Origin of the sequence: Methanobrevibacter sp. AbM4 (assembly GCF_000404165.1) — an archaeon.
Classification (GTDB): Archaea; Methanobacteriota; Methanobacteria; order Methanobacteriales; family Methanobacteriaceae; genus Methanarmilla; species Methanarmilla boviskoreani.
In genome coordinates this window covers 772,501-789,683 of record NC_021355.1, presented here as the reverse complement: position 1 = coordinate 789,683, position 17,183 = coordinate 772,501, and the positions used below count along the sequence as shown (strand labels likewise).

Genomic DNA, 17,183 nt, shown 5'->3' with positions numbered 1-17,183 from the left:
CTATTTAACTAAAAAATCGAATATTCCTCAAATGATAATTGAATATTTTTTAAATAAAATAAAACCAGATATTGTTTGATTAATAAAAATTAGACATTAAAGGAAGAATTAGATGAAAAAAACTGTCCTTATTTTATTGGTTATATTATTAATTATTTTAGGCATATTTACATTAGGAGCATTTTCTGTAGATATTGAAAATCCATATGCATCTATGGACGTAAAACATCCAAGTAATACGGGAAATCCAAATCAGGAAAAGATAGACAACAATACAAAAAATAAAAATCCGACAAGCGAAAATATTAATCCTGGTGTAAACAATATCTCAACCGTTTATCCCTATAATGATCCAGACTGGAAAGACTATAATATTACGATTAGGAAAGATTATTTAAATCTAAGTGATGGAGACCATTATCTCCTATACACAGATATCCCAAATATTAAATCTAATTCAACAGTCCTGGTAGATAATGGAACCAATATACATATTGAAAAGGACAATAAAACAAGTTCCAATAATATTTATTTCTTAAAGGATAAACAAACCACATTAAATCTAAAATATAAAAATTCAAACAAAACCTATCAACTTCACAACATAACCGTTTATTCAGGTTTTGGAACTGAACTAGGTACAAATAAATTTATATATGGATACTGTGTAGAGGATTACGACGATTTTGAAAAAATATCTGAGGATACCTTTAAAAAATACACATATAAATTATATGGACAAACTTACTCATCCTCATCAGGACTAAAATCAAACAAATATGGAGACTGTTGGGGTTTCTCCGAATATCTTTATGAATCATTAGCCAATGCAGGATATACTGTCAGGGTAATTGAATATCCTACTTTATTTTCTAAAAACCATAGAAGCGTACAAATAATGTTAACCAATAACTCATGGACTGCATTTCCTTATAGGGAATATGGCTGGAGCAATTATTATGATAAGGAATTAAACAATGATAAGAATGAAACGAATTCAAGCCTAATTAAAGTTGTCATGACAAATGAAAATAAAACCAATAGAACAGGTAAATGATAGAATACTGATTTAAAAAATTATTCGAAAGTAGAGGATGAAAACTTTAATATATTTCTACTAGAAAAATTATTGAAAAAAGGTATGAAGGATTGAAAATAGCTAAAGATAAAAATATTGAAAACCGATTAAAAAAAGTTAGATATTAAAAAAAAGATGAAAGGGTTTAATATTAAAAAAATAGCAAATAAAGTATAACCATTTAAGGAATACTTATAAACTCTTGTTCTGAGAAAATAATTAAATAATGGGAATATCCGTATTTGGTCTTAATTCCCAATCTTTCATTGAGAATCTCAATTGCAAATCCCTGATTATAAAAATACTTCTCCAATTCATTATGAGATAATCTATATTTAAAATCTGGACCAAAAGACATTGGAACCTTTCTAAATTCTACAAGGGCAACCTGACCACCAGGAGTTAAAACCCTTTTAATCTCGGACAATACTTTATATTTATCCCTTTTAGTTTTAAATTCATGGAAAACATTAATCATTAAAACCATATTTACTGTATTGTCCTTAAGTGGGATATGTTTATCTACATCACAACAAATAGCTTTAATATTTTTAACATTATCCTTGTTTATTTTATCATTAACATAGTTTATTGCATCTTCTGATTTGTCAACTGCATAAATTATTGCATCTTCATTTAATTTATTAACAGCAAATGAAATATGTCCGTCACCACATCCTATATCCAAAAAAGAATTAACCTTATCCAATTCCAAAATTTTTAAAATATACTCCGTATCAATAAAATCTTTACTAGATTTTTTATCTATCTCATCCATAATTTCTACCTATTTAATACAAAATTAGATTACACCTAAATAAATATAATATTTGAAAGCCTTTACTAATATTCCAAGTCCAATTCCACCTAAAAGACCTGTTACTAATCTTAAGTAATTGTTACTTTCCCTTAATCCAAAATATTGTGTAGTTCCATCAATACCTGCAGGTACATTTAGCAATATTGCCACTAGAAGCAAAGTAGGAGTATAATTAACAAAGAAGAAAAAAGTATACACAAAATAAGCAAATAGACTTATATAAAATCCTGTACATCTAGCGCAAACTGGAAAATAATGACCTTTATAAGAGAAAGTTCTCTCCGGCATCCTATGACATATCAAATTTAATGGATTGAAACTCATTTTATACACAACATAAAAAAATTAAATAAAAAATAAATTAACCATGTACTATGTTTATTCTAACGGGAGTACCATTTTCATCTACCCCTGAAATATTATAAGAACTATTATCACTGTCAACAGAAACATTGTTAATATTACTCATATGAGTATTATTAACACTTGAAGCCTGATTTTGATTGTCCTCATATTGACTTTGTTCCATAGTGTTCTGATCCATAAAACCAAAACCAAAAATGAAACTAATAAGAATCAGACCAATACAACAACAAGCAAGTGATAATATTAGATTATTTATAGTGTCAAAAATCCACCACATTTAATATCCTCCATTCATAATTTATATAATTTATAATAATTAAAATTTATTATCAAACCTGTTTATTAATAAACCAATTTAATGCATAATATAAGATTATGGTAATAACAACCAATTGAAAATAAAATATCCATGATAGGAAGTTTGAATTTTCCAGAATTAAAATAATTAAAGAGATTATAAGGCATATAGTTAACAGTTTATTTCTTTCAATAATCTCAATATGTTCTTCAGGAACTAAGTTAACATTACAATATGGACAAGTAGGCAAATCTTCCTTAATAATTTTCAGACAATTAGGACATTGTCTATAACCTTCTTCTAAATCAACACTGCAAGTAGAACATTTTTCACTCATATTAACACATAGCAATTATTTACGAGATTATAATATAACTTCATAATATAAAAATATTTCTTTTATTTAAAAAAATAGAATAAAAATTATATTTATTAAAATTAATAGTATTTATTAATTATTTTAATCACATTAAAAGGAGAGATTAGATGTCAAATGATTTAAAAAGTTTAGGAATGGAAGAAGGATTACATTATGAGGGAATTTATACTACAATAAGCAAGGACGGAGTTAAAGACGCAGCACCAATTGGTATTAACTGTAAGGCAGATAATGAAATTGGATGTAGAATATTTGTAGGAAGTCAAACCCTTAAAAACATTCAAGATACTAAAAGGTATGTTATTAATATTACAAGTAACCCAATAGCTTTCGTTAAAGCCACTGTAGGTAATCTGGATGAGGACGAATTTACTGATGATGAGGATGTTCCTCTAATGAAAGATGCCGAGGCTTATATATACTGTAAAGTTAACAATATTGAAAAAATGGAACCAATTGCAGATCATGTCAATGCTCATGGAGAAGCTTATCTGATTAATGCCAGAGTGGACAAGATTGTTAAAAACAATCCATGTGCCAAGGCATTAAACAGAGGTTTGTGCTGCCTTATTGAATCATTAACCAATTTTACCCGTCTTGATTTAGTGGATGAAAATCAGCAGGAATATTATATTGGAAGATATAATGAAAATAAAAGAGTAATTGACAGAATAGCAGATAATAAAACCAAGGAAGCTATGAAGTTACTTGGAGAAAATATGAGTAAAAAAGGATTTGATGTAGAATAGTTTAAAAAACTATTCTATTGAATTTACTATTTTTTTAAAGTTTATTAATAAATTCTATTTAGAAAAACAAGAAAAATATCTACTTTATTAATATAAATCATTAATAAAAAAAAATTATTTTATATGAATATCATTAAAATTAGTGAGTAAATAAAATACAGTTAAACTATAAACTCTTTTTATCAAAAATACAAATTTATTTAAAATAAATTAGAACTAAGATTTATAACTTGAATATAAACTATTTTTATTTAAAACATGTATTATAAAACTTAAAAAAAGATTTTAAACCCTTAATAAAACAAATTTATAAAAAAAATATTAAAAAAAGAAAATAATTAGTTCTTAATAACATCTGCAAATGCATTTTCATTAGGGTTTGACGTTCTAATCACAATTTCATCAGAACCATCCTTATACATAAAGGATTGATCTTTCTTATTTTTGTTTATAATTACACCCTTATGATTTTTAATTGTAACATTCTCAGAATTATTTATTGATATAACTGCGTCTGAAGGAGACACAATTTTATTCTCTTCATGACTTATAACAGTAAATCTATAATAATCAGTTCCGTTTTCAATTTGAACTGCATTAATAGAGATATTATCTGTTGAATTATTTGATAAAGAATTATTAACACTATATCCCATAGGAGTATTGAACTCATGTCCAGCAACATTTAATGTTAGATTATGGTCTACAATAGCCCAAATTCCAACAATAGCAATTATTATGATAATAATACAAATAATTAGTGTTCTCATCCTTTTAGAAGACTTATCTCCACCTTCTGAAATATTAAACACCTCTTAATATTTTATTTAAAATAATTTTAAAAGATTATTGCAAATAGGTTATAATCTTTCATACATATTATTTCATATTATCTTTTATACTTAAAGTATTTTATGGACAATGCTTTAACAGATTATAGAAAGAATCAATATAGCAAAAACATAATTTAAAATTTTATATTGATTAATTAATAAATACCAATATTATATGAATTTTACAACAATGATAATACTTCCAATTTTAGGTTTCCTTATTGGTCTATTTGTAACAATAATTGGAGGGGGAGGTGGAGGACTTTACACCCCCATACTAATTATGTTAGGAATAGATCCACAGGTAGCAGTAGCCAGTTCTCTTGCAACGGTTCTTCCAACCACAGCTGTTGGTGCATATAATCATAATAAAAACAATAATGTGGATATTGAAACGGGAATTATTCTAGGTGTTGGTGGATTTTTAGGAACCTTTATAGGAGGATATATTGGGACCCTGATTGGAGCAAAGCTTCTTAAAATATTATTTGGTGTTCTATTTCTAACACTTGCATTAATAAATCTTAAGAATTACATTAAAGAACAGAGATCCAAGGAAAAAATAGAGAAAAAATCACATGTTAAACTTACCGGATATAAAAAGATATTCGTTCCATTGTTTGGTGTTCTTGGTGGAATACTTGCAGGTTTATTTGGTTTAAGTGGAACGCCACCAATACAATTGGTCCTACTTATGTTAGGATATAATGCCACAACAGTAATCGGTACTACAATTTTTGTATTGATTTTTAATTCCATCGGTGGAATCTGTACATACGGATTTTTAGGAAGAATTGATTTGATGCTTGTTGTGCTTTTATGTTCAGGTACAATAATTGGAGCAGTCATAGGCCCTAAAGTATTAAATAGAATAAATAAGGAAAAGCTAGAGAAAGCACTTCCCCTTATCCTAATTTCATTAAATTTAATATTTGGAGTAGCCATGTTTATCTAAATATTAAAAAAATAGAATTTTCCCATTTTTCCAACTTTATAACAGCATATTTCTCCAAATATTAAAAACAACACTTCCCATACTTAACCTTATAAAATCTAATATTATTAATATTCATATTTCTCCAAATATTAAAAACAACACTTCCCATACCTAACTTTATAAAATCTAATATTTCTAGCAGATATGTTTATCGAAATATCAGTTTTTTAGATATTTTAAAAAATGCTAATTTTTTAATTATTTAATAAAATAAAAAATCCATTTAAAATCCTTTAGATTATATAAAAACAGCAAAAACAGCCCATCTATTAAAACCAGGAACAAATAAGCAAATAAACAAATATAAAAATAGAATTAAGAAAACACGATGTCTTTCTTATCAGTATATAATGTATGCAAAATAAAGAGAATCAAAAAAGGACTAAAAAACAAAACTAAAAATAAAAAACAGGCAAAAATAGAAAAATTTAAGAAAATTTTTAAATATAAATGAAATAGACTAAAAATAAATAGATTTACCTAAAAAATAAGGAAGAACCTATGGAAAAAATAATCGATATACAAATAAAGTCATGAAAAATTAGAAAGGATAGTCCGATATAAAAACAAGAAAAATTATTAGATTTAATCAAAAATCAATGCGAAAAAACTAAAAATAGAAAAAAGTATAAAAAAAGTATCTAGTAAGAGTGAAACTAGATACTACTGTAATTTGGAAGCCTTAGAAAATATAGATTTATAAAATAATAGTGGGAGCTAAATCTAATTTATAAAGACTAGCTAGAATTCCTTATCAAATAAATACTACAGCAAATATTTACTGAATTCTAGAAAATAATATAAGATTGTTTTGAAAATGAGTCCAAAATATTATTCCTAAATAACTTAATTTTCCATAAATCAATAAAAATAAAAAATTGTTTAATTAAAATATTATCTAATAAATTCATTTCAAAACATATGAAAACCATTCTGATTTTCATAAAATCAATTATATTTTTTCTAAATATAAAGCTTGCTATTTTTCATTAAAAGTTTTACAAAATATTATTAAAACTATTTTAAAATAATACTAAAACTATGAAATTAATCTTAATTTTACATCTAAAATTTAGTATAATGATCTATTTTTACTTGAATACACTATACATTTAACATATAAACAATAAAATAAAAATGACTAATATTATACGGGAATATTAAAATACAATTTATATATCAAAAATACTTTTAAAAAAAGGATCAAATTTATTATAAAAATTTAAAATACAAAAAAGCAATTAGATTAAACTTGTAAAAATTAAAAAACTATCAAAAAATAGATAAAAAGATGTTAAAAATTAAAAACCGTCATAGGAAACTCCAAAATTATCCTCATATCTTGAATAATAGGCGGACATGTAGTTTGTATTATGTTGCTGACCACTACAGAATATGAAGTTCTTCTCTTTCTCAATCTTGGAATGGATCTCCCTAATCTGTTTCTCACGTTCCTTAGGTAGATTTGAAAATCTATTAGGTTTAGGTTTACCCTCTTTAGTATATCCAAATGTAGGTGACTGTAGATATTTAGTATTTCCACCTAACCAATGATTATACATATCATAATCATTTTGCATAAAACCCATTTCAGGAGGTGTTTGATTATGAATTCTATCAATTTCACAGCTTTCAAGCCATACTTTAAAGATATGTCTTTGATGACGAAGACGTCTAGCATTATCTTCCTTATGTTTTAACTGTGCACATTTCTTATGCATTTTCTGAGCATTATGTCCCTTACTATAAAATGGCTTACCACAATACTCACAGATCTTTCTAACCATGAAATCACTTTATAATTTTAAATCAATCATAATATAATTTTTATATTATATAACATTTCCTTAGTAAAATATATTAATAGGTATATTATTGTATTTAAATTTAAAAAATATTTAAAAAAAAGATTATTAAAGTTTAAAAATCAAAAATCTTATTTAAAATCAATAAAGAATAAGACAATATTGATATTTAATTATTTTATTTTAATTAACATCACCATAATGTTTTAAAAGATAATATCTATTTCTTCCAACTGTTTTATTTCCGTATTCAATTGCATTGGAGGGACAACCTGAAAGACAAGCCATACAATGCATACAATTATCTCCCCATTCTGGTTTACCATTGAAAAACACATTATTTAATGGACATCTTAAAACACAGCTGCCACATTTTACACATTTATCAGATACTGCAAAATCCTTTGTTTTAATCATCATCTTTACAAATATTGGATTTAAAATTGAGGATTGTATCTTACCTTTAAAATCAGACGGTCTGTTAAAGAATTCCTTACCTTCATTGATATCCCTTCCAATCCTTTCAATTTGGGATTTTTGATAGACTAATGAATCATGAACAGCCTCGCTATTTACATCAGGAGGATTATACATAACAATATAACTTGCAGGCATATTTATGGCATCAAAACCTTTTAGTTGAAGATTAACCTTTTTACATGTATTCTTGATGTATTTTAATGCATTACCTGGACTTCCACCACAGTCAACAATAAAATAAGCATCAGAAGATCCTGTAAACTTAATAGTTTCAATAAACTCACTGATTTTTCCAGGAATTCTAAAAGCATGAATTGGTAAAACAAAAACAAAAGGTTTATCTGAATGTAATTCCCCTGTTCCCCCATTTTTCATTAAGTCTTTAAGATTAATTAGTTCATCATCACATATTTTATTTAAGCCTTCAGCAATAAATCTACTATTACCTGTTCCAGAAAAATATAAAATCATATTATCACATTTTACCCTTAATACTTTTCTTATATAATAACTAACTTTTTATATAAATAGTTTTTTAAACACATATTCTAATGTATGGAAAAAACTATTAAAAGAATAGTTTAATTAGTTAAAATATATAATATTATTTAATAATGATGTGATATTATGGCTAAATATAAATGTGAAAATTGCGGATATATCTATGATGAGAAATTAGGTGATGAAAAATACAACATTGCTCCAGGAACTAAGGTTGAGGATATTCCTGGTGGGGAATGTCCAATATGCAAAGGAATACTTCCAACATTCTGGGTAAAAATTGAAGATTAATAATTATATAAATCTTCCTAACCATTAAATTGTATTTTATATACACTAAAAAATATTCCCATATTTTTTTATAAAATACAATAATCTTTAATTTAATTCTATAAAGAATATTGTTTACAACTAAACTATAAAAAAACAGTAATTTCCAATTATTAAAAAAATAGAACAAATTATAATTAGACTAAATCAATTAAAAGCAAAACTTAATGAATAAAAAATTTAAAAAAAACTAAAATAAATTAAAAATAAATTATTTATCATTTTTAAAACGTTTATTTATTAAAGATTTTATTTTACTTAAATCACTATCATCTGCAGGTTTTATCCCTTCTTTATTTAATGAATCAAAATCAATAGGATCTAAAATCAATCCCTCATCCTTAAAATCATCCATAAGACCTCTATTTTTATTGTCCATTAAATCATTACCATCAATTAAATCATTGTCATCACTGTTAATTTCAATGAAATCTTCAATATGCTTATCCTCATTATCAGTTTTATCGTTTATTGATTGTTTATAACCTGAATCAAGTTCCCCATTCTTTTCACTGAGCATTTTTTTAATTTCATTGATTTCAAATAAGAATGCATTCTCTTCAATTTCATTATCATCCATATGGAAATTAATCATTGAATTAATTGGCTTTCTCATATGAAATGGATCATAATCATAAGGTTTTTTATGGAAATCATCATCCCCACCATATTTAGAATAGTAGAAAGTTAAAATATTATAAACATTACGATGAACATTTAACGCAGATTCCAAAGTACTCCTATAAACACCATGCGCCACATTATTTGAAAATACTCGAATATTATCAAATGAATTAGCTGTAGGCTCATTAATAATATTAACCTTAAATAATAAACTTATTTTATCTTTTTGATTATTGGCTTCAGATTCATTAAAATCAATATTTTCCATTTTAGCAATTTTTTCTATGGTGTTTTCCCCAATTACCCTTGCTGTAATAATAGAATCAGTATAATACCCATTACGGATATAAGCCTCCATTTCCACACATTTTTCTAATAATTCCCCGTCAAATGAATATAAAAATTCGAAACAGAAATCAGACATTTTACCACATCAATATTAAATTTATTTAAGTTATTATTATATTATCATTTCCTTAATATAGTTTATATATTAAAAATTTTAAAACTAAAAAATTATAGGAATAAATTTAAATAAAGATAATCAAAATTATTAATAATTATTATATTATTTAAGGGATAATATGGACTACATAATACTAGATAACTCCGATGATATTGAAAGAGCAGAAAATCAGCTATTTTTCACTTTTCAACAAGAATTTACTCAAAAAATTAATTTTACTAAAAAATATGGGAATAAACATATTGAAAACCCTAAATATTATTCCAAATCAAAAAGAATTTGGTTTTCAAGAATTAAAAGAAACTTTGAATCCCATTATTTCTTCGGATTTAATTACGATGAAAGTGAAAAGGGATTTGATGCAGGTAAAACAATCCTCTTTTTAAATTTCAATATTTTTGGAGAAAAAAACAATAGTCATTTCTTAAAGGATTTAAACACTAATGAAATCCATTGCGGAATAAATATCTACTACAGAAATTATCAATCCAATCATAACAAATCAGAGGAATTAAAATCTCTTAAACGAATTAAAATCAACAAAATCGACGGAGAAGAAGAATTTTTAGATTTAGGGGAAATTAATAATCAGAAAGAGATTGTTGAAAACCTGAAAAAGGTTTTAAATGAAGCGGAATTACTATTTTATCCTAAACTTCATCAAAAAAGATTAAAATATCTAAACGAACAAGAAGAAATCCAGAAAGAATCAGATAAATGTGAAATATGTGATAAACCTTTAGATAATAAATCCCCAAGCAGAACATGCAACAGTTGTAACAAAAAAGTTGCAAACAATCTTAAGTTATTATATGGAGATTTAACTTTAAACCAAGTAATATCAGTGAACCAATTAATGAATGATGAAGAATTCTATAACTATGATTCTGAAATGATTGCAGGTGTTACCACACTATTATATAATTTAAATTCCATCTTTTCAAATGAAAATCAATATTTCTTTAAAATCAATCAGGACTTAATAGATTTTATAAATAAATACTCCCATATAAGTCAGGAAGATAAACATATTTTTAAAAATATTGAGGAGAAAAAACTAAAGGATTTATTCGATAAAATAGGTTCAGAAATACCTTATTCAATTGATTATTTAACCGATGAATTAGATTACACCAATTATGAGGTTAAAAAAATCATAAAACTCCTGGAAGAAAGGGATGCGATTGTAATAGATGACGAGGACAATTTCTATTTAATTGATAAAGAGAATCTTAAAAAAGTAGAATCAGATGATAAAAACGAAATAAACCTATTCAATCAATACTATGGACAGATTGTAACCCTACTTAAGAATGGTAAAACATTAGAAGAAGTTTCCATGATTATAAACATTGATTTTAATCAACTAAATGAATGGATTAAAAAAGGAGAATCCAAGGAAGAACCATTCAACAAACTCTACAAAGAATATATTAGTATTAAAGACAATTTTGAAAAAACCACCATTTCAAACAAAGAATGGAAAAGAATCATTAAAAACGTTAAGAAGGGTAAAACTCTTAAAGAATCCTGTGAAGGTGAAGATGTTGATTATTTCACCATTAATTATTACATAAAACGGGGAAGGGAAAATAAGGAATATGCTAAATACTATAATGATTATAAAGATGCATTAAATAAAATCAATACACCTTCAGAGGGAAATACATGTAAAATCTGTAATAAATTATTGGAATCAAATGAAGAGGAATTCTGTAAAGAGTGTAAACAGAAATACTTAACTGCAAAAGCAATAAATCTTCTTCTACCTAAATTAAGCCATAAAAACAATTTTACCAAGGAAGAGTTAAACAAATATTACACAGACAAACATACTGAGGTAATAATCAATAATTTAAAGAAGTTCGATTTGATAATGGAAAACAAAACCTTGGAACAATATTATTTTAGAGAAAAAAATCAAATCAGAAACTTCATTGAGAAATATTATCCCGAATATGAAAACATTGAAAAATACAGTTTAATCTGTAAATTATGCGGAAGATCATTTGATTCAAAATACAAATTTGAAAAATTCTGCCCCAAATGTAGATTTATATATCAACCTACAAATGGAAGATATGCAATCATATATAGGGGAAAAGAGGATATAAAAGAGATTGAAAGGATAGAATCCGAAGAGGAAGTAAGAAAAATATGTCTTAAAGCCAATGAATCATTAAAATACAAAGATCCTGAAACAATTATTAATGAAATTGTATTCAACTCAAAAACAGATAATACAGAAACCTGTATGCTCTGTGGTAAAGAATTTAATCAGGAAAATTATGAGAAATTATGTTCCGACTGTATTGTAAAGCCAATTAGCAAATATGGAATATGGGAAGTGAGAAATAAAAACACATTGTTTGATAAGTTTTCAAACTACAGTAACGCTAAAAAATGTGTTGATGTGTTAAATGAAAAACTAGAAGCTAAAGTTTCAATTGAAAAAATTAAAAAGGATTATGAATCCATTAAAGAAAACATTGATTTTCCAATGATAGAAAATTCCCTGCAGAAAATAATGATTGAAAGAATTAGCAACAACTCTGAAAACAATGATAAAATTAAAGATATTAATAGAATTGGCCCTAAAGAGAAAAACACTGATGAAGTATCTCCAGATAATATTACAGAAGGCAAATACATTACATCAAATAAAATCAATAACACAGATAATGAAGGTTATATACATCAGGTTATTAGCGGTATGATTAAAATAGATAATATTAACCCCGAATTATTTAAAATATTTAATAAAATAAAAGCAGCAAACAAAGAATTAAACTTTATGCCATCTAAAGAAGAGGGTTTTATTAATTTAAACTTTAGACTCAAAGTAGACAAAAACGATGAGAATTATAATTTAAATCTATTATTATCTAATGGCTGGATTTACAAGTTATATGATTAATCACAAAAAATATCCAAACACTACAAACCTATCAAATCCGACTCTACAAATCATGTAACTAATCACAAAAAAATATTCAAATACTATAAACATGTCAAAATCATATAAAAATTAAATCTTTTTTTTATCTCTTTTTAAGAAAATTATTATTAATAAAGAATTTCAGTAATCGATTTTTACGTTTTGAATTAATACCTCAAAAAATAAAGTTAAGCATCATAATATCTTTTTTTATTAAAAATTTTATAATATAATTTATCACGAAATTAAAAAAACAATAGAATTAAAAAAAATAGTAATTTAATCAATTAATCCTACATATGAAAGTATATCATCAACCTGATCCTGTAAGATTTTTACAGATTCCTCAAAACAAGTATTTAGAACATCTTCAATACTCTCATCATCTGTCCATAAATCCTGTAAAAAATCATAACCATATTGATTAACTACCTTTCTTAAAACATATACAGATATGTAAATATCATCAATATAGCCATATGGACCAAATACCTGTTCTGGAATAATATCCATAGGAACAACGTAGTATGCTATTGCAGCACTAATGTTTAAACGTAAACCACTGGATAACTGTTTAGAATTTAAACAATCACATAATAACTTATATAAACTAGGACCATAATCAATGAAAGAATCATACTCCCCTTCAAAACAATTTAAGTTATTTACAAGAGTATCATAATAATCTTTAAAATCTACTTCCATAATATTCCCTCACTACTATTTTTTAAAAATTATTTAATAAATATTTCGTTTAAGTAATAATTTATATAAAATAAAGATCAGTTTAGATAAAATGAGAAAATGTTCAAATAATTAAATATTATAAAAAAAGGGTATATATTAAATCGAATTCCCTTTTAATCACCATCATCTTAAATTTAAGGTTAACATAGACCAGTACCAAAAATCTATGTCAATATAATAATTAAATTATTATAAACAGATATTATTCTATTACCACCATCATCACCTAAAAAAAAGTTTACATCAACATCTTCAAAATAATAGAACAATAAATGTACCCTCGATATAATATATACCTAATGAAAATATTAAAAAATATTTCCATAATAACTTCTGAATTTATTAGTATATAAAATTTACTAATAAGAATTTATTAATTAATCCTTAGTTTTTTGTTAAAATTTAAATAAAATATTTAATGATATAAAATAATCAAAATTGAATAAATTTTTTAAATCTCAGAATATTTGTCCATGTTTAATTTTTCTAATTTAAAATTATGTAAACTATAAAAACAAATATTCTACTATCTTTTCTCCCAATGAAAATTTTTTTATCTTCTTTAATTCCAAAGAAAAAATAATTAAAAAAATAATATTAATATTAGAAAAAACATAAAATAAAAAAAGTAAGATATTAAAAAAAATTTTAAATTTAAACAGAGGATTTACATGGAATCAAAAAGTGAATTAATGAATAAATATTTAGATAAAAGCTTTGTAGATTATATTAAATCTTTATCCTACTTAGAATACTATGAATTTTTAATCAATAATTATAAACCCTATTTTAAAAAGATATATGATTATTTAAATGAAAACAATAAGATCATATTAGATGAGAGTCAAGTAGAAGAGGATAATAAAAAAGAATTGGAATTTTTAATAAATTTTAATCGTTTTAATTTAAGTCTTAAAGCATATGACGTACTAGAACCTAATTATGAACAAATAATTAAGGATGCCACTGCCGAAGTATATAAGGAAAGTGAAAATAGAGAAGACTTTAATCAGAAACAATTAGAAATTATTAAAGAATCAAATATTAAAACCATATTAAGTTACTTCACATCAATTTATAGAAGCACTGAGGAATTAGACAATATTTATTTAGACAAATATGATTGTACCCTATATTATTACTGTCTTGACAGACTTGATGAATTAGTACATAAAAATATAAGAAGGATTGAAGAAAAAAATAAAGATAATTAAAGTATTCACATTTTCTTCTTATTTTCATTTATTTTGATTAATTGGACAATATCCTATATTTTTTAAATAAAAAAATCCATATTCCATTAAATATTAAAAAACTAATTTTAACTAATTTTAAAAAATAAAAAAAACATAATACAACATTAAAAACTATTTTTACAATTTTTAAAAATAAAAACACTATTAAAAATATATAAAAAGCTTATAAGATTAAAATAAATATAAAAAAAAGAATTTTAAATAAAGACAATTATAAAATCAATTTAAAAAAACATGAAACAATAATTTAGTAATAATTAAAAATTTAAAAGTTTAAGATTGGAGCTGTTGTAAATTCCAAAATATTGTCTCCTTTAAAATTAAAGATCCAACTTTTACCGTATGACTCATTAGTTGGTTTGATTTCGTCCTTACACTCCCTTTTTATAAAATTAACAGTAAGAACAGCATTTGATTTTTCAAATCTATAGATTCCAGGTCTAATCATGGTAATTTTACTATCAATAAAATGTTCCAACCTAGGAATAATTTCATCATCATTTAATTTCTCGTGAATATTGAACTTGTGTAATAATTCAACATATTTATTTACCAATTTATCCCCTCCGCAATTAAATGACTTTAATCTTCATATAGAAAATAGTTTAAGAACTAATATAAAGGTTTTGATTTTTAATTTAAGTAAAATAATACAAATTAATATTTGATTATGAAAAATCTAAATATTGTTTAAATATTTAAGAATTTAATATAGAGAAAATTAATAATTTTTAAAAAAAATTAAAAATAAAAAAATAGATTTTAAGGGGAAAACAGTAGATTTTAACTGAAAATAACCAAAAAATAAATAGAATTAAAGGCTTTAAACCATTTTAAAAAAAGTTTAAAGAATTGAAAAATTATAAAAAATTAATTTTTATATGCTTTTGGAATCTTTACAACTATAGGTTTAGGAGATAATAAAACATCCTCATTAATTATAAAGTGAGTTGTTAAAATAGATTCATCCCCTTTCAGATTAATTAATTTATTTTTCCAATCCTTAGTACTATTTTCCAGTGATTTTATAGATTTATAATTAGAATCTATGCAATTAGCGTATGATTTGAAATAAATTCTATCTTTAATTGAATTTAACATGTCAAAAGAGTTTTCCTCTAACAAACCATTTATTAAAAATGCAATAGACCAGCCATATTCTTTACCTCTATCTAAAATAGTCTTCATGATTGAATTTATAGAAAAGTCAATATTATCTGCATCATCTAAAACCATGAAGAAAGGAAATTCCCATAAACCATTCATTAATCTATAATTCCAAAGATCATTTAAAATAACATCATAAACAAACCTTTGAGTAGAATATTTATATGAAGAGATATCTATTATCTTAACTTTACCTGACAAATCGTTTAAATAGGACCAATCAAATTTTCCACTGTTATTGAATGGGTCGTCTTCAAAAAGATCATTTAATATATCAACAATATTATCCGCCTTTTCAAATTTTAACTCATTTTTCAATTGTTTAAGATTAAGATTCTTATGTTTAGCCAATGCTTTAATTGTAAATATATAGAGATCTTTAAGGACACTAGATTTAATTTCAGGATATATATTAAAACATGTTAAGACAAATCTTCTTGCAACTGAGGAATCAGACTCTTCAACAAAACCCTCTTCACTATATTCCAGATATCTTCTAAATGGATTGAAATTGACTTTATCCTTATGTTTATGATCATTATTTAAATTAGGATTAAATGATTTTTTACTTGCCACTTTCATTACATTATCATAGACTTCCTGAGGTAAGTCCTGGTATTTTTCACCAACCTTCTTTAGAATTTTTTCATTAATTTGATCCTTATTATCTGGTTTTTCAATAGATTTTGCTGAAATCTTAACACTTCTTGAAACTTTGCCAGGTATTAATTCTTCCAAATCATCAAAATTATGATTTGCATCTATTACAACAGACGGGATATTCTTATTTGATAAATCAATAATAAAGTTCTTAATCAATTCAAACTTATATGGAGAATCACCTTCTAGAATAATGTTTTTATTATCAAGTTGGGGATTACCGAATTCCCAATAAAAATTATGATCAGTCCCAGGTACTGTTCCTATAAAAGGTCTAACATTAATAATAGGATCTTCATTATTTCTAAACTCTTTGGCCTTAATCTCATCAATCACATTACCATGAAAATCAAAGATATAACCTTCACTTGGCATATCCTCATAAGGTTTTGTAATATTTTCATATGTTTTATTACTAAAATCAATAGTTAATATATATGTATCATTTTCAAATTGCCAAAGATGTTGTGATAATTGTTTTACTTTAGAGGACAAATAATTAGATAAGATAGGAATTGACTCATCATATTCTAATTCTTCGTTTATACCTAATTTATGCAAAAGCTCAATCGTTTCATTTTCCATAACTTATCACGTTCTAATAAAATATCAATAAATATATAAATAACACTATTATTTAAATCTTATCTAAAAAAAAGAGTAATTTTAAAAAATATTTAAATAAAAAT

17 protein-coding genes are annotated in these 17,183 nt (G+C 24.6%); 6 read left to right on the top strand and 11 right to left on the bottom strand.

The window, feature by feature from the left end; genetic code table 11:
* The first annotated feature begins 112 nt into the window (after window positions 1-112).
* Complete coding sequence (locus ABM4_RS03195; RefSeq protein ID WP_016358236.1) at window positions 113-1,057, top strand: hypothetical protein; 945 nt, start codon at window positions 113-115, stop codon at window positions 1,055-1,057.
* A 202-nt stretch (window positions 1,058-1,259) separates the two neighbouring features.
* On the opposite strand, the gene ABM4_RS03190 is transcribed toward ABM4_RS03195, so the two are convergent.
* Genes ABM4_RS03190 through ABM4_RS03175 form a run of 4 tightly spaced genes read right to left on the bottom strand, consistent with a single transcriptional unit; the run spans window position 1,260 to window position 2,899 of the window.
* Window positions 1,260-1,856, bottom strand: a complete 597-nt coding sequence (locus tag ABM4_RS03190) for a class I SAM-dependent methyltransferase (protein WP_016358235.1) — start codon at window positions 1,854-1,856, stop codon at window positions 1,260-1,262.
* Between the two features lie 24 nt (window positions 1,857-1,880).
* Complete coding sequence (locus ABM4_RS03185) at window positions 1,881-2,222, bottom strand: DUF2085 domain-containing protein (RefSeq protein ID WP_016358234.1); 342 nt, start codon at window positions 2,220-2,222, stop codon at window positions 1,881-1,883.
* 37 nt (window positions 2,223-2,259) lie between these two features.
* Entirely contained in the window at window positions 2,260-2,541 is a 282-nt protein-coding gene (locus ABM4_RS03180) for a hypothetical protein (RefSeq protein WP_016358233.1), read from the bottom strand.
* Between the two features lie 52 nt (window positions 2,542-2,593).
* Window positions 2,594-2,899, bottom strand: coding sequence for a hypothetical protein (locus ABM4_RS03175; protein WP_016358232.1), 306 nt, complete (start codon window positions 2,897-2,899; stop codon window positions 2,594-2,596).
* A 149-nt stretch (window positions 2,900-3,048) separates the two neighbouring features.
* Between ABM4_RS03175 and ABM4_RS03170 the strand changes: the two genes are divergently transcribed.
* Window positions 3,049-3,690 carry a DUF447 domain-containing protein gene (locus ABM4_RS03170; protein WP_016358231.1) on the top strand — a complete coding sequence of 214 codons (642 nt, stop codon included), beginning with the start codon at window positions 3,049-3,051 and terminating at the stop codon, window positions 3,688-3,690.
* Window positions 3,691-4,028: 338 nt separating this feature from the next.
* Here the strand turns inward: ABM4_RS03170 and ABM4_RS03165 are convergent, their stop codons facing one another.
* A complete protein-coding gene (locus ABM4_RS03165) occupies window positions 4,029-4,502 on the bottom strand; it encodes a hypothetical protein (RefSeq protein ID WP_016358230.1) in 474 nt (157 codons plus the stop codon).
* A 196-nt stretch (window positions 4,503-4,698) separates the two neighbouring features.
* Between ABM4_RS03165 and ABM4_RS03160 the strand changes: the two genes are divergently transcribed.
* On the top strand, window positions 4,699-5,478 hold the full coding sequence (locus ABM4_RS03160; protein ID WP_016358229.1) for a sulfite exporter TauE/SafE family protein: 780 nt from the start codon (window positions 4,699-4,701) through the stop codon (window positions 5,476-5,478).
* 1,343 nt (window positions 5,479-6,821) lie between these two features.
* On the opposite strand, the gene ABM4_RS03155 is transcribed toward ABM4_RS03160, so the two are convergent.
* Both ABM4_RS03155 and ABM4_RS03150 read right to left on the bottom strand, forming a co-directional pair.
* Window positions 6,822-7,307: a hypothetical protein gene (locus tag ABM4_RS03155; RefSeq protein ID WP_016358228.1), complete on the bottom strand. Its 486-nt coding sequence runs from the start codon at window positions 7,305-7,307 to the stop codon at window positions 6,822-6,824.
* Between the two features lie 201 nt (window positions 7,308-7,508).
* Window positions 7,509-8,276, bottom strand: coding sequence for an EFR1 family ferrodoxin (locus ABM4_RS03150; protein ID WP_016358227.1), 768 nt, complete (start codon window positions 8,274-8,276; stop codon window positions 7,509-7,511).
* Between the two features lie 156 nt (window positions 8,277-8,432).
* Between ABM4_RS03150 and ABM4_RS08900 the strand changes: the two genes are divergently transcribed.
* The gene (locus ABM4_RS08900; RefSeq protein ID WP_016358226.1) at window positions 8,433-8,597 is read left to right on the top strand and encodes a rubredoxin; all 165 of its coding nucleotides are present in this window, start codon (window positions 8,433-8,435) and stop codon (window positions 8,595-8,597) included.
* A 250-nt stretch (window positions 8,598-8,847) separates the two neighbouring features.
* Here the strand turns inward: ABM4_RS08900 and ABM4_RS03145 are convergent, their stop codons facing one another.
* The gene (locus tag ABM4_RS03145; protein WP_016358225.1) at window positions 8,848-9,684 is read right to left on the bottom strand and encodes a DUF4145 domain-containing protein; all 837 of its coding nucleotides are present in this window, start codon (window positions 9,682-9,684) and stop codon (window positions 8,848-8,850) included.
* Window positions 9,685-9,844: 160 nt separating this feature from the next.
* Here ABM4_RS03145 and ABM4_RS03140 point away from each other — a divergent pair, with 160 nt between their 5' ends.
* Window positions 9,845-12,643, top strand: a complete 2,799-nt coding sequence (locus tag ABM4_RS03140; RefSeq protein ID WP_016358224.1) for a hypothetical protein — start codon at window positions 9,845-9,847, stop codon at window positions 12,641-12,643.
* Between the two features lie 300 nt (window positions 12,644-12,943).
* On the opposite strand, the gene ABM4_RS03135 is transcribed toward ABM4_RS03140, so the two are convergent.
* Window positions 12,944-13,369: a YkvA family protein gene (locus tag ABM4_RS03135; RefSeq protein WP_016358223.1), complete on the bottom strand. Its 426-nt coding sequence runs from the start codon at window positions 13,367-13,369 to the stop codon at window positions 12,944-12,946.
* 713 nt (window positions 13,370-14,082) lie between these two features.
* Between ABM4_RS03135 and ABM4_RS03130 the strand changes: the two genes are divergently transcribed.
* Window positions 14,083-14,625 (top strand): hypothetical protein, encoded by a 543-nt coding sequence (locus ABM4_RS03130; protein WP_016358222.1) that lies wholly within the window; start codon window positions 14,083-14,085, stop codon window positions 14,623-14,625.
* A 307-nt stretch (window positions 14,626-14,932) separates the two neighbouring features.
* Here ABM4_RS03130 and ABM4_RS03125 read toward each other — a convergent pair whose 3' ends face one another.
* On the bottom strand, window positions 14,933-15,223 hold the full coding sequence (locus ABM4_RS03125; RefSeq protein WP_016358221.1) for a hypothetical protein: 291 nt from the start codon (window positions 15,221-15,223) through the stop codon (window positions 14,933-14,935).
* Between the two features lie 314 nt (window positions 15,224-15,537).
* The gene (locus ABM4_RS03120) at window positions 15,538-17,079 is read right to left on the bottom strand and encodes a hypothetical protein (RefSeq protein WP_016358220.1); all 1,542 of its coding nucleotides are present in this window, start codon (window positions 17,077-17,079) and stop codon (window positions 15,538-15,540) included.
* Between the last annotated feature and the right edge of the window lie 104 nt (window positions 17,080-17,183).

Excerpts from the sequence above, each read along its gene's own strand:
- ABM4_RS03195 (WP_016358236.1), top strand. The coding sequence starts at position 113 with ATGAAAAAAACTGTCCTTATTTTATTGGTTATATTATTAATTATTTTA.
- ABM4_RS03190 (WP_016358235.1), bottom strand. The coding sequence starts at position 1,856 with ATGGATGAGATAGATAAAAAATCTAGTAAAGATTTTATTGATACGGAG.
- ABM4_RS03185 (WP_016358234.1), bottom strand. The coding sequence starts at position 2,222 with ATGAGTTTCAATCCATTAAATTTGATATGTCATAGGATGCCGGAGAGA.
- ABM4_RS03180 (WP_016358233.1), bottom strand. The coding sequence starts at position 2,541 with ATGTGGTGGATTTTTGACACTATAAATAATCTAATATTATCACTTGCT.
- ABM4_RS03175 (WP_016358232.1), bottom strand. The coding sequence starts at position 2,899 with ATGAGTGAAAAATGTTCTACTTGCAGTGTTGATTTAGAAGAAGGTTAT.
- ABM4_RS03170 (WP_016358231.1), top strand. The coding sequence starts at position 3,049 with ATGTCAAATGATTTAAAAAGTTTAGGAATGGAAGAAGGATTACATTAT.
- ABM4_RS03160 (WP_016358229.1), top strand. The coding sequence starts at position 4,699 with ATGAATTTTACAACAATGATAATACTTCCAATTTTAGGTTTCCTTATT.
- ABM4_RS03155 (WP_016358228.1), bottom strand. The coding sequence starts at position 7,307 with ATGGTTAGAAAGATCTGTGAGTATTGTGGTAAGCCATTTTATAGTAAG.
- ABM4_RS03150 (WP_016358227.1), bottom strand. The coding sequence starts at position 8,276 with ATGATTTTATATTTTTCTGGAACAGGTAATAGTAGATTTATTGCTGAA.
- ABM4_RS08900 (WP_016358226.1), top strand. The coding sequence starts at position 8,433 with ATGGCTAAATATAAATGTGAAAATTGCGGATATATCTATGATGAGAAA.
- ABM4_RS03145 (WP_016358225.1), bottom strand. The coding sequence starts at position 9,684 with ATGTCTGATTTCTGTTTCGAATTTTTATATTCATTTGACGGGGAATTA.
- ABM4_RS03140 (WP_016358224.1), top strand. The coding sequence starts at position 9,845 with ATGGACTACATAATACTAGATAACTCCGATGATATTGAAAGAGCAGAA.
- ABM4_RS03135 (WP_016358223.1), bottom strand. The coding sequence starts at position 13,369 with ATGGAAGTAGATTTTAAAGATTATTATGATACTCTTGTAAATAACTTA.
- ABM4_RS03130 (WP_016358222.1), top strand. The coding sequence starts at position 14,083 with ATGGAATCAAAAAGTGAATTAATGAATAAATATTTAGATAAAAGCTTT.
- ABM4_RS03120 (WP_016358220.1), bottom strand. The coding sequence starts at position 17,079 with ATGGAAAATGAAACGATTGAGCTTTTGCATAAATTAGGTATAAACGAA.